This is a genomic window from Acidovorax radicis N35 (assembly GCF_000204195.1).
In the GTDB taxonomy this organism is placed as follows: domain Bacteria; phylum Pseudomonadota; class Gammaproteobacteria; order Burkholderiales; family Burkholderiaceae_C; genus Acidovorax; species Acidovorax radicis.
On the sequence record NZ_AFBG01000021.1, the window covers coordinates 237372 to 250673 of the forward strand.

At 64.6% G+C, this 13302-nt stretch carries 8 protein-coding genes; 5 read left to right on the plus strand and 3 right to left on the minus strand.

What is annotated here, in order from left to right:
* Positions 1–358 precede the first annotated feature (358 nt).
* Positions 359–841: an Lrp/AsnC family transcriptional regulator gene (locus tag ARADN35_RS0118115; RefSeq protein WP_010464607.1), complete on the minus strand. Its 483-nt coding sequence runs from the start codon at positions 839–841 to the stop codon at positions 359–361.
* A gap of 188 nt (positions 842–1029) precedes the next feature.
* Here ARADN35_RS0118115 and ARADN35_RS0118120 point away from each other — a divergent pair, with 188 nt between their 5' ends.
* The 5 genes from ARADN35_RS0118120 to ARADN35_RS0118140 all read left to right on the plus strand — a co-directional run bounded on the left by ARADN35_RS0118120 (position 1030) and on the right by ARADN35_RS0118140 (position 10639).
* Positions 1030–4605, plus strand: a complete 3576-nt coding sequence (locus tag ARADN35_RS0118120) for an indolepyruvate ferredoxin oxidoreductase family protein (protein WP_010464609.1) — start codon at positions 1030–1032, stop codon at positions 4603–4605.
* Positions 4606–4908: 303 nt separating this feature from the next.
* Positions 4909–5244, plus strand: a complete 336-nt coding sequence (yajC, locus tag ARADN35_RS0118125; RefSeq protein ID WP_010464611.1) for a preprotein translocase subunit YajC — start codon at positions 4909–4911, stop codon at positions 5242–5244.
* Positions 5245–5405: 161 nt separating this feature from the next.
* Positions 5406–7289 carry a protein translocase subunit SecD gene (gene secD, locus ARADN35_RS0118130; RefSeq protein WP_010464613.1) on the plus strand — a complete coding sequence of 628 codons (1884 nt, stop codon included), beginning with the start codon at positions 5406–5408 and terminating at the stop codon, positions 7287–7289.
* 12 nt (positions 7290–7301) lie between these two features.
* The gene (secF, locus tag ARADN35_RS0118135; RefSeq protein WP_010464615.1) at positions 7302–8252 is read left to right on the plus strand and encodes a protein translocase subunit SecF; all 951 of its coding nucleotides are present in this window, start codon (positions 7302–7304) and stop codon (positions 8250–8252) included.
* Positions 8253–8269: 17 nt separating this feature from the next.
* A complete protein-coding gene (locus ARADN35_RS0118140) occupies positions 8270–10639 on the plus strand; it encodes a DUF1631 domain-containing protein (RefSeq protein WP_029414156.1) in 2370 nt (789 codons plus the stop codon).
* 87 nt (positions 10640–10726) lie between these two features.
* Here ARADN35_RS0118140 and dprA read toward each other — a convergent pair whose 3' ends face one another.
* Both dprA and ARADN35_RS0118150 read right to left on the minus strand, forming a co-directional pair.
* The gene (gene dprA, locus ARADN35_RS0118145; protein ID WP_010464619.1) at positions 10727–11911 is read right to left on the minus strand and encodes a DNA-processing protein DprA; all 1185 of its coding nucleotides are present in this window, start codon (positions 11909–11911) and stop codon (positions 10727–10729) included.
* Positions 11912–12001: 90 nt separating this feature from the next.
* Entirely contained in the window at positions 12002–13219 is a 1218-nt protein-coding gene (locus ARADN35_RS0118150; protein ID WP_010464621.1) for a LysM peptidoglycan-binding domain-containing protein, read from the minus strand.
* Between the last annotated feature and the right edge of the window lie 83 nt (positions 13220–13302).

A 13302-nucleotide genomic window follows, 5' to 3' on the forward strand; every position in this document is an offset into this window, starting at 1 on the left:
AGGCTGGCTGCCTGTGCTCGAAGGGGACCGTAATTATTTGATGGACCCACCAGAAAACCGCCGGCATCACGTGCACCATGGCCAAGAGCCCCGGCCGTGGGCACGGGGCAGACAGCCTGCGGGGCGTGGTGGTGGATGCGGCGCGCGCGAAGCCTCGATAGCTCCGCCCGTGGTTCAGCAGGCTTATACAGCACACCATGCCGTGGATCGGCGCCCTAACGCCTTGTTACGTTCGATGGCACGGCTCGGCGCGCTGAGCGCGTGCGCGGGGGCATGGGCCGCCGCACCAATGGCTGTCTTGATCGACCTCTAACGCTTATCTAGCAAGCGCAAAAAGCTATAAAAAACATAGCATTTATCACTTGGCACGCACCAGGTGCGTGAGCGGCAGCGCCCCACTGGCCTTGACCTCGCCCAGCGAGAAGCTCGTGTGCATGTCTTTCACATTGGGCAGGTTCAGCAGCACGTCGCGCGCAAACTGCGAAAAGCTGTCGAGGTCACGCGCCACCACTTGCAGCTCGAAGGTGCCGGTGCCGCTGATGTAGTGGCAGGAAACCACCTCGGGGATCTGGCGGATGGCTTCCTCCATGGCGCGGGTGAGGTTGCCGGTGCTGCGGTCGGCGTCCAGCCGCACAAAGGCCAGCACCCCGAGGCCGATCTTGTGCCGGTCGATCTCGGCACGGTAGCCCTTGATGAAGCCTTGCTCCTCCAACGCCCGCACACGCCGCCAGCAGGGCGCGGCCGACAGGCCTACGCGCTGGGCCAGTTCGGCGTTCGTCAGCCGGGCGTCAGCCTGCAGCTCATTGAGGATGGCGATATCGAATTTGTCGAGAGTATTCACAAAACAGCCGTGCTGAGAAAGATCCTTTCTCAGAATAGCCTAAAGACGGCACAGAACGCAAAGACATATCAGCGATGCAGACATACACTTCTCCCACACTAGTGCCGCAGCCCTAAACGGGCCGCGTTGTGCTGCCCCACCGAGCCCACAAGGCGCGGCCCCCAAAAAAAGCCATTGGAGACATAGCCATGAATGCACCGCTGCCCGAGCACATCCGCAAGGCCCTCGAAACCGTCACCCTCGACGACAAATACTCTTTGGACCACGGCCGGGCGTTCATGAGCGGGGTCCAGGCCCTCGTGCGGCTGCCCATGCTGCAGCGCCAGCGTGATGCGATGCAGGGCCTCAACACCGCCGGCTTCATCAGCGGCTACCGCGGCTCGCCGCTCGGTACCTACGACCAGTCCCTGTGGGCGGCCAAGAAGCACCTGGCGGCCAACAACATCGTCTTCCAGCCCGGCGTGAACGAGGAGCTCGGCGCCACGGCGGTCTGGGGCACGCAGCAGCTGGACCTGTACCCGCAAAGCAAGAAGTTCGACGGCGTCTTCGGCATCTGGTACGGCAAGGGCCCGGGCGTGGACCGGTGCTCGGACGTGTTCAAGCACGCCAACATGGCGGGCACCGCCAAGCACGGCGGCGTGATCGCGATTGCGGGCGATGACCACATCAGCAAAAGCAGCACGGCTGCGCACCAGAGCGACCACATCTTCAAGGCCTGCGGCACGCCGGTGTTCTTTCCGAGCAGCGTGCAGGAAATCCTGGACATGGGCCTGCACGCCTTTGCCATGAGCCGTTTTTCGGGCGTGTGGTCGGGGATGAAGACCATCCAGGAGGTGGTGGAGTCGTCGAGCAGCATCAACATCGACCCGGACCGCGTGAAGATCGTGATGCCCGAGGACTTCGTGATGCCGCCCGGCGGCCTGCACATCCGCTGGCCCGATGCGCCGCTGGAGCAGGAAGCGCGCCTGATGGACTACAAGTGGTACGCGGCCCTGGCCTATGTCCGCGCCAACAAGCTCAACTACAACGTGATCGAAGGCAAGAACGACCGCTTCGGCATCATCGCCAGTGGCAAGGCCTACAACGACACGCGCCAGGCCCTGGTGGACTTGGGCCTGGACGACGACACCTGCCGCCAGCTGGGCATCCGCGTGCACAAGGTCAACGTGGTGTGGCCGCTCGAAGCCACCATCACGCGCGACTTCGCCCAGGGCCTGCAAGAGATTCTGGTGGTGGAGGAAAAGCGCCAGGTCATCGAATACCAACTAAAAGAAGAGTTGTACAACTGGCGCGCCGACGTGCGCCCCAATGTGCTGGGCAAGTTCGACGAGCCCGAGGGCGATGCCACGGGCGGCGAATGGAGCATGCCCAACCCCAGCCAGAACTGGCTGCTGCGCGCCAAGGCCGACCTCACGCCCGCCATCATCGCCAAGGCGATTGCCAAGCGCCTGAAGAAGCTGGGCGTATCGAGCGACATCATCGCGCGCATGGATTCGCGCATTGCCGTCATCGAAGCGAGCGAGCGCGCGATGATGGAACTGAAGGTGGACACCGGCGAACGCGCCCCCTGGTTCTGCAGCGGCTGCCCGCACAACACCAGCACCCGCGTGCCCGAGGGCTCGCGCGCCGTGGCCGGCATTGGCTGCCACTACATGGCCAACTGGATGCCCGACCGCAACACCTCCACCTTCACGCAGATGGGTGGCGAGGGCGTGACCTGGGTGGGCCAGGCACCGTTCACCACCGACCAGCACGTGTTCGCCAACCTGGGCGACGGCACTTACTTCCACAGCGGGCTGCTGGCCATTCGCCAGAGCATCGCCGCGGGCACCACCATCACCTACAAGGTGCTGTACAACGACGCCGTGGCCATGACCGGCGGCCAGCAGGTGGGCGAGCGGCCCGAAGGCCATTCGGTGCTGCAGATCATGAACAGCCTGAAGTCCGAGGGCGTGGTCAAGCTCATCATCGTCACGGACGAGCCGCAGAAGTACGACGGCGTGGCGCTGGCCGAGGGCGTGACGGTGCACCACCGCGACGAGCTCGACGCGCTGCAGCGCCAGTTCCGCGAGATCAAGGGCTGCACGGTCATCATCTACGACCAGACCTGCGCCACCGAAAAGCGCCGCCGCAGGAAGCGCGGCACCCTGGCCACGCCCGACAAGACCGTGGTCATCAACGACCTGGTGTGCGAGGGCTGCGGCGACTGCTCGACCAAGTCCAACTGCCTGAGCGTGGAGCCGGTGGAGACGGAATTCGGCCGCAAGCGCCGCATCAACCAGAGCACCTGCAACAAGGACTACTCCTGCGTCAACGGTTTCTGCCCGAGCTTCGTCACCGTGGAAGGCGGCAAGCTCAAGAAGCCCAAGAAGGAAAAGAAGGGCGACCTGGCCAGCCTGCCGCCCATCCCCGATCCCGTGCTGCCCGTGGCCGAGACGGCCTGGGGCATCGTGGTCGGCGGCGTGGGTGGCACGGGCGTGATCACCATCGGCTCGCTGCTGGGCATGGCCGCGCACCTGGATGGCAAGGGCGTCATCACGCAGGACGCCGGCGGCCTGGCGCAAAAGGGCGGCGCCACCTGGAGCCACATCCAGATCGCCAACCGGCCCGAGGCCATCTACACCACCAAGGTCGACACGGCCAAGGCCGACCTGGTGATCGGCTGCGACTCCATCGTGGCGGCGCACAAGTACACCCTGGCCGTGATGCAGCCGGGCCGCACCTTCGTGGCGCTGAACACGCACGGCACGCCCACGGCGGCCTTCGTGACCAACCCGGACTGGCAGTTCCCCGGTGCCAACTGCGACAGCGCGATTGCTGCCGCTGTGGGCGCGGGCGGTGTGGGCAGTTTCGATGCCGAGCAGGTGGCCACCCAACTGCTGGGCGACAGCATCTACACCAACCCGCTGATGCTGGGCTACGCCTGGCAAAAGGGCCGCGTGCCGCTGACGTTCGCCTCACTGATGCGCGCCATGGAACTCAACGGCGTGCAGGTGGACAACAACAAGGCCGCCTTCGAATGGGGCCGCCGCTGCGCCCATGACCTGAAAGCCGTGCAGTCGCTGTTCCAGGCCGCGCAAGTGATCGAGTTCGTCAAGAAGCCCTCGCTGACCGAAATGCTCGGAAAGCGCGTGGATTTCCTCACGGGCTACCAGAACGCCGCCTACGCAGCCGAGTACACGGCCTTCGTGGAAAAGGTGCGCGCCGCCGAAGGCAAGCTCGGTACCGGCACCCGCCTGTCGGAAGCCGTGGCCCGCTACCTGTTCAAGCTCATGGCCTACAAGGACGAGTACGAGGTGGCGCGCCTGCACACCGACAAGGCCTTCACGGACAAGATCGCGAACATGTTCGAAGGCGACTACAAGCTGGTGCACCACCTGGCGCCCCCAATGACGGCCAAGAAGAACGACAAAGGGGAACTCGTCAAGCAGCCGTTCGGCCCCTGGATGCGCAGTGCCTTCGGTGTGTTGGCCAAGATGAAAGGCCTGCGCGGCACGGCGCTGGATGTGTTTGGCAAGACCGAGGAACGCCGCATGGAGCGCGCGCTGATCGTCGAATACCGCGCCTGCATCGACGAACTGCTGGCTCGCCTGAACGCCGACAACCTGGCCCTGGCCGTGGAGATCGCCCGCATTCCCGAAGAGATCCGGGGCTACGGCCATGTGAAGGAGCGACACCTGTTGGCCGCGCGCCCCAAGTGGGATGGCCTGATGGCCCAGTGGCGCAGCGGCAAAGTGGTTCAGCCCGAACGCCAGGCGGCCTGACGCCGGGCCTGTACTGCCCACTGAGGATGAAAGGGCCCGCGCCTGGCGCGGGCTTTTTACTATTAATTGGTGAGCATTAAACCCATTCCCATCAAGCGCTGGCGGCACTTTTTATTGAAAATTTCCGCATGCCACTCCTTGCGTGCGGCTGGCGTGGCAAACACCCGCCGCCGCCTTGGGTCTTCCCCCTTGGGGCGCGCACAGGGCGCCGCATACAATGTCCTGTTCCGCCCTGACAGGCGCCTTGGCGCTTGCCCCTGGCGGGTTTTGTGAATTTTGAACATCCGTTGTGGAGTCCAGTCCGTGTTTATTTCTTCCGCTTTTGCCCAAACCGCACCCGCCGCAGCCGCTGGCGGCGGTGACATGATGTCCACCCTCACGGGCATGCTGCCCCTGGTGCTGATGTTTGTGGTGCTGTACTTCGTCATGATCCGCCCCCAGATGAAGCGCCAGAAGGAACACCGCGCCATGATCGAGGCCATCGCAAAGGGCGATGAAGTGGCCACCTCCGGCGGCATCGTCGGCAAGGTCACGCGCCTGTCCGAAGGCTTCCTGCACATCGAGATCGCCAACGGCGTGGAAGTGCAAATGCAGCGCAGTGCCGTGGTTCAGGTGCTGCCCAAGGGCTCGGTCAAGTAATTAATGAATACCCCCCTGAGCGGCTGCGCCGCTTCCCCCGCCTCTCGCTGCTCCAGCGCGGGAAGGGGGACGACGCCACTGGACCGGCCAAGCCCGATCCACGGCGTCCCTGGCAGGGGGTTGGCGCGCTGCGCCTGCACAACTGACATAAGAGCGCGATCATGAACCGTTATCCGGTCTGGAAGTACGCGATCCTGGTGATCGTGCTGCTGGTGGGGGCCTTGTACACCCTGCCCAATTTCTTCGGCGAGGCACCTGCCGTGCAGGTCTCGTCGGCCAAGGCCACCATCAAGGTGGACACCGCCGTGCAGCAGCGGGTGGAAGAGGCCCTCAAGGCCGCAGGCCTGACGCCCGACTTTGTGGCGCTGGAGGGCAACTCGGTGCGCGCGCGCTTTGACGCGTCCGACACGCAGCTCAAAGCCAAGGACGCGATTCAGAAGGCCCTGGTGCCTGACGCCAGCGATCCGTCGTACATCGTGGCGCTGAATCTGGTATCTCGCTCGCCCGTCTGGCTCAAAGCCCTGCACGCGAATCCCATGTACCTGGGCCTGGACTTGCGCGGTGGCGTGCACTTCATGCTGCAGGTGGACATGCAGGCTGCGCTGACCAAGAAGGCCGAGTCGTACGCAGGCGACATCCGCACCGCACTGCGCGACAAGAGCATCCGCCACGGCGGCATCAGCCGCGAAGGCCAGAACATTGACATCAAGGTGCGCGACGAAGCCACGATGACCGCCGCCCGCAACCTGATTGCGGACCAGTTCACAGATCTGCAGGTCGCCAGCACGCCCGAGGGTACCGAATTCAAGCTGCGCGCTTCCATCAAGCCGGAAGCCACGCGCCGCGTGCAGGAGCAGGCGCTCAAGCAGAACATGGTCACGCTGCACAACCGGATCAACGAACTCGGCGTGGCCGAGCCGGTGATCCAGCAACAGGGCCTGGACCGCATCGTGGTGCAATTGCCCGGCGTGCAGGACACGGCCAAGGCCAAGGACATCCTGGGCCGTACCGCCACCCTGGAGGTGCGCATGGTGGACGAAGGCACCGAAGCGCGGGCCGCCGAAACCGGCCGTGGCCCCGTGCCGTTTGGCTCGGAACGCTATCTGGAACGCAGCGGCCAGCCCGTGATCGTGAAGAAGCAGGTCATTCTGACCGGCGAGAACCTGACCGATGCCCAGCCTGGCTTTGACGGACAGACGCAGGAGCCTACCGTCAACCTGTCCCTCGACGCGAAGGGTGCGAAGATCTTCAAGCAGGTCACATCGGAAAGCATCGGCAAGCGCATGGCCATCGTGCTGTTTGAGAAGGGCAAGGGCGAAGTGGTCACAGCCCCCGTAATCCGCAGCGAAATCGGTGGCGGACGCGTGCAGATCTCCGGCCGCATGACCACGGCCGAAGCCAACGACACCGCGCTGCTGCTGCGCGCCGGCTCGCTGGCCGCGCCCATGGAAATCATCGAGGAATACACCATTGGCCCCAGCCTGGGCGCCGACAACATCGAACGCGGTATCCACAGCGTGGTCTGGGGCCTGGCGGCCATTGCCGTCTTCATGTGCGCTTATTACATGCTGTTTGGCGTGTTCTCCAGCATCGCGCTGGGCGTGAACGTGCTGCTGCTGGTGGCAGTGCTGTCGATGCTGCAGGCCACCTTGACCTTGCCGGGCATTGCCGCCATGGCCCTGGCGATTGGTGTGGCCATCGACTCGAACGTGCTGATCAACGAACGCATTCGCGAGGAACTGCGCGAAGGTGTCTCTCCGCAGGCTGCCATCCACACGGGCTACGAACGTGCCTGGGCAACGATTCTCGACTCCAATGTCACGACCCTGATCGCGGGCCTGGCCCTGCTGGCCTTCGGCTCTGGCCCCGTGCGCGGCTTTGCCGTGGTGCACTGCATCGGCATCCTGACCAGCATGTTCTCGGCCGTGTTCTTCTCGCGCGGTCTGGTGAACCTGTGGTACGGCCGCCAGAAGAAGCTCAAGAGTGTGTCGATCGGTACGGTCTGGAAGCCAGCAGCCGACACCGCTGTGGCCAAGACGAACTAAAGGACAGCGGCCATGGAATTCTTTCGCATCAAAAAAGACATCCCCTTCATGAAGCACGCGTTGATCTTCAACGCGATCTCCTTCATCACCTTCGCGCTCGCGGTGTTCTTCCTGCTGACCCGTGGCCTGCACCTGTCGGTGGAGTTCACCGGCGGTACGGTCATGGAAGTGGCCTACAGCCAGCCCGCTGAACTGGCCAAGGTCCGGGAGACCGTCTCCGGCCTGGGTTACCCCGACGTGCAAGTGCAGAACTTCGGCACCGCCCGCGACGTGATGATCCGGCTGCCCGTACAAAAGGGTGTGACGTCGGCACAGCAAAGCGAGCAGGTTTTGGGCGCGCTCAAGGCAGCCAACCCAGAGGTCACGCTGCGCCGCACCGAATTTGTCGGCCCGCAGGTGGGCGAGGAACTGGTGCATGGCGGCCTGATGGCGCTGGCCATGGTGGTCGTGGGCATCGTGATCTACCTGGCCTTCCGCTTTGAGTGGAAGTTTGGTGTCGCGGCCATCATCGCCAACCTGCACGACGTGGTGATCATCCTGGGCTTCTTCGCGTTCTTCCAGTGGGAATTCTCGCTGTCGGTGCTGGCCGCCGTGCTGGCCGTGCTGGGGTATTCGGTGAATGAGTCGGTCGTGATCTTCGACCGGATTCGCGAGGCCTTCCGCAAGTACCGCAAGATGACCACCCACGAGGTGATTGACCACGCCATCACGAGCACGATGAGCCGCACGATCATCACCCACGCCTCGACCGAGGCTATGGTGCTGTCGATGTTCTTCTTTGGCGGCCCCAGCCTGCACTACTTTGCACTGGCGCTCACGATCGGTATCCTGTTCGGCATCTACTCGTCCGTGTTCGTCGCAGCGGCCATTGCCATGTGGCTTGGCGTAAAGCGCGAGGACCTTGTCAAGCCCATCAGAAAAGATGGGGATCCGAACGATCCCCATGCCGGAGCTACCGTCTGACCCGCTAATATCGGCCCATGCAGCCCACACCCTCTTCCGTTCCGCAGCGCCGGCTAGCCCGCCAGGCGCGCCAGCGGTTGGTCGAGGGGCTTTGCGCCGGACTTCCCGACCTGGACAAGACCGTCCTGGATTTTCTGACGACGCTGATGACCCAGACAGGCACGGCGCGCGAAATGCAGTCGCACCGTGATGCCTGGATGCTCTACCAGCAACGGCATTCCGTTTGGACCGATCGCACCGGCAAGGCATGGCGCGATGCACTGGCACCCCACAGCAGCACCACCCGCGGCGCGCTGGCCACCAACGGCGCGGGCCCACAGTTTGAGCTGCTGAGCGACGACGTGGTGGAAAACAAGATCCTGGCTTCGCGCATGGCCCTCACGGTCAGCGAGCAGGTCAGCCAACAATTCGACACGCTGCGCCAGCGCACCCAGTCGCTGGAAGGCCAGGAGCTCGACAACAGCGACATCCTCCGTCCTGAGGCCGTGTGCCTGCTGCTGGTCGAACAGTGGGTGGAGGCCGGCCTGCCACGCACCGACCTGCAGACCGTGGTCGACCCGCTGCAGCGCGAACTGGCCAACCTGCTCCAGAAGCAATACCAGGCCGTCAACGTGTTCTATGTGGAACAGGGTGTGACGCCCCAGACTGACCTGAAGTCGCGTGTGCGGCGCACGGCAGGTGGCGCAGTCACCGGCGGCGGTGCCAACAACGACTCCGGCGCGGGAGGCCTGGCGTCCCAGGCGCTGGCCCAGACCCGGGACGCCATGGCGGCAGCGCGTGGAGGCATGACCCCCCAGGGCGGCCGCACGCCGCAGCAGTATCCGCCCCGCATGCCCCCACCGGGCTACCCACAGCACGGCATGCCCACCGCGTTTGCTACGGGCATGACTCCCCTGGCACGCGCTCGCCAGCGCGCCCATGGCGTGATGGGGCAATTGCGCAGGCTGCTGACCCAGCCCGCCACCGGGTTTGACATGGTCAATGCCCCACCGGCGTCTGCGGCGCTGGCCCATGCCCTCACCGCCCACCGCGTGCATGCGGACACCTACTACAGCGGCGTTGCCACACTGATGGAGGACTACAGCCCTGCGGCCGTGGTGCAGTTGGCAGGGGCCGTGCGCGAACGCTCGACCGAACTCAAGAAAAAAGCCTCCACGGCAGGGGAAAAAGCCATCATCGAAGTGGTGGCCCTCATGTTCCAGAGCATCCTGGCCGAAGACCGCATTCCGCCAGCCGTGCGCGTCTGGTTTGCACGGCTGCAGGTGCCTGTGCTGCGCGTGGCCCTGGCGGAGCCGGAGTTTTTCAGCAATCTCAATCACCCCGCGCGCCAGTTGATCGACCGCATGGGCGCCTGTGTGATGGGCTTTGACGCCACCAGCATCAATGGCAGCGCGCTGGAGGCAGAGATCCGCCGCGTGGTTCAGGTGATCGAGCAATACCCCGAAACCGGCCGCCGGGTGTTCCAGCTGGTCTACGACGAGTTCGAGAAGTTCCTGTCCAAGTTCCTCACCGAAAAGCAGGCCACCTCGCGCCTGGTGACGGTGGCCCAGCAGGTCGAACAGAAGGAAACGCTGGCGATCCAGTACACCATCGAACTGCGCACCATGCTGCGCGACATGCCGGTACGCGACGAGATCCGCGAGTTTCTCTTCAAGACCTGGGCCGAGGTCCTGGCCCTCTCGGCTGTGCGCGACGGCCCCCAGCACGCAGACACCATCTCGCTCAAGCGCACCGCCGCCGACCTCGTCTGGGCCGCCAGCGCCAAGCCCAACCGCAGCGACCGCGCACAGGTCATCCAGAATCTTCCAGGCCTGCTGCAGCGCCTGCGCCAGGGATTGGCCCTCATGGGCATCAACGGAGCGATACAGGACACCCAGATCAAGGTCCTGACCGACACACTGGCCGATGCCTTCCTGTCCAAGACGGCTTCCATTCCCCAGGCACACATCGACGCCATGGCCAAACGCCTTGCCAATCTGGAGGACTTCATTAGCGACGCAACGCTGGGCGATATGCCACTCAATGCGGACAACATCGAGATGATGCTGGGCATTGATGCCTCTTCGATCCATGTGGTTGCCGACAACGGCGCCCCGGTGGAGGACGCCATGGTGGCCTGGGCCCAGGAACTGCAACCCGGTACCTGGTACACGCTGGACCACAACGGCGCCTCGGCCCAGGTGCAGTACGCGTGGCAGAGCCAGCGCAAACAGTTGCACCTGTTCGCGGCCGTGGATGGCAGCAGCTACCTGATCCAGCTGCGCAGGCTGGCTGCGTACCTGCAGGCCGGCTTGCTCGTTGCGCAGGACGAAGAAGGCCTGACCTTGCGCGCCACACGCGACGCATTGGCCAAGCTGGACGCCAACCCCGAGCGGTTGCTGGACTGAGGCTGTTTTCAGGCGAGGGCGTCAACGCAGTGCTACCGCCCGCGGTGACACCAAGGCACGCCACAGACGCAAGATCCTGAGCAAGCGTCAGGCGCTTCCCAGTCGCTGGTACAGGCCACCGGGCAAACGCGCCACTTGGCCATCCAGTTCCAGCTCCAGCAATTCCACCTGCAGCGACGCGGCGTCCAGGCCCGTGCGGGCCACCAGCGCATCGACACCCATGGGGTCAAAGCCCAACGCCTGCAGTAGGGGGCTTTCGGCCTCTCGGGTGGCCATGGGTTCGCCGACAGGCGCGGCAGCCCCAGAATCTGCCGAGCGCCTGTCGCCCATCGGAGCGGGAGGCATGCGCAATTCCTCCAGCACATCCTGCGCGGATTCCACCAGCTTGGCGCCCTGGCGTATGAGCGCATGGCAACCCCGCGATTGCGGCGCGTGAATGGAGCCGGGGATGGCGAAGACCTCACGGCCCTGCTCAGCCGCCATTCGGGCGGTGATCAGCGACCCTGATGCCAATGCCGCCTCTACCACGAGGGTGCCTTGGGAGAGGCCGGAGATGATGCGGTTGCGCTTGGGAAAATTGGCCGCCAGCGGTGGTGTGCCCAAGGGGTACTCGCTGACCAGCAGCCCATGGGCAGCGATGCGGTGGGCGAGGTCTAGGTTCTTGCGAGGGTAGACACGGTCCAGCCCTGTGCCCACCACAGCAATGGTGGCAGGTGCAACCTCCGCCGTCGGGCCAGTGGGTACGTCCAGCGCGCCCTCATGGGCGGCAGCATCCACCCCCAGTGCGAGCCCCGAGACAATGGTGAAGCCCGCCCCGCGCAAGGTTCGGGAGAAGAGCTTCGCGTTTTCCGCGCCTTGCGCGGTCGGGTTGCGGCTTCCGACGACCGCAAGGCACCGGTCCGTGGGAAACGGGTTTTGCGCAAGCAACTGGGCTGGCCCCATCAGGTACATGAGCAGCGGCGGGTCTTCGGTGTCGAGAAGCGACGGCGGATACCGGGCATCACCCAGAGTGACCACCGCACGGGCAGGCCCCTGCAAATCTGCACCCTCCAGCCATTGCCAGGTGGTCTCCAGCAACGCTTCCCAGGTGCTGGGCACGGTGCACAGCGCCTTGGCTTGGGCCAAGGTCACACAGTGCTGCAAGGCCGATTCGGGCTGCCGGAAGATTTCCTGGGGCAGGCCAAAGCGTGTCAGCAGACGCCGCGCCGCGCCATTTCCCACACCCGGGGAAAGGGTGAGGCGCAGCCAAGCACCCAACTCTTCGCGGTCCATGGTGGCGGTTCTTGGAGGAAACAGCGGCAGCGCCAGCCAAGCCACCCAGCCGCCCGCAGGCGGCTGCGCGGCCAAGGCAGGCCCTCGCAGTTATTCCTGAGGATTGATCAGGCGATCGCCCACGCGCACGCCACTGCGGATTTCCAGAATCAGTGCATACGAGACGCGGTCGAAGGTGCGGAACACCATGGCGGTACCGTTGCTCTCGCTGGGCAGCTTGATCGTGGTCTTCGCATCGCCGGTCACATCCTTGATGCGGTCGCCCTTGGTCAGCAACGACAGGACGTGGCCTGGCTCGATGCCGTCCTGCGCACCCATGTTGATCGCAACCACCTGGTTCTGTGCGGCATAAGCCGCCGAGAAGCTGCCATAGATGGAGACGACCCGCGCATCCACATCGATATGGGGCGCACGGGGGGTGTAGCTGGTAAAGACCCGGGCAGGCGCGGGCAGGATGCGGTCCCCTGCGCGAATCTCCTCCTTGGTGCCGGACAGATCCACGGTGGCAGGCACATATTCGGAAACATAGCCGCCCTTGCCATTGGGAATGTCTTCAAAAGACTCGCCCCGCACCAGCTCTGCCTTGCCCAGGTACTGCGCTTCGTACCCGAGGATTTCGCCCGTCACCGGATCCTTCATGGCTACCGCATCGCGGAAGACACGGAAGAAGCGTGGTTCGCCTGGCTCGGCGCGGACGGGTGCCGAAGCGTCACCGCGCACATAGGCGCGGTCACCACTGGCCATCAGCACGCGGTCCTCGGTAGTGGCCACGATGCGGGGTGCCCGCTGGAGCACTTGGGCATCCACCACCAGGGGCTCCACAAGGAAGGGCTCGATCAGGTGAGACTTGAGCGTGGGAAGCGCGGTACTGGCCAGGCTGTCGCTGCGGGTGCGGGGAGACACGCGCACCGTCTGTGGCTCGGACTCGGAAACGCCGGGTGGCGTGGTCCGCAGGCGGGCATAACCGCCATCCTTGTCCAGATAGAGCGTCTGACCGGGATAAATCAGGTGGGGGTTCGCAATGGCCTTGAGGTTCATGCCCCACAGTTCAGGCCAGCGCCAGGGACGCTTGAGGTACAGGCCCGCAATACCCCACAGCGTGTCGCCACGCTGAACCGTGTAGGTGTCGGGCGCATTGGGTGCCAGCTCTGAAAGGGGGATACCGCGCTCAGAAACCTGCTGCGCCGTGGCGCGCTGGCCACTGGAGACGGAGTGGTTCTGGGCCTGAGCCGGTGCGACCAGCAAAGCGCCAGCGATGATGGTGAGCGCGCCCAGGGCGGTCCGCCGCACGCTGGTGAATGCTGTCATGTTGTTCCTTTTCTCATGCATTGGGAAACGCCCCCTCGCTGGCACCTCGGTGCACGGTGCAACCGCGCAGCCGGGCAAATACG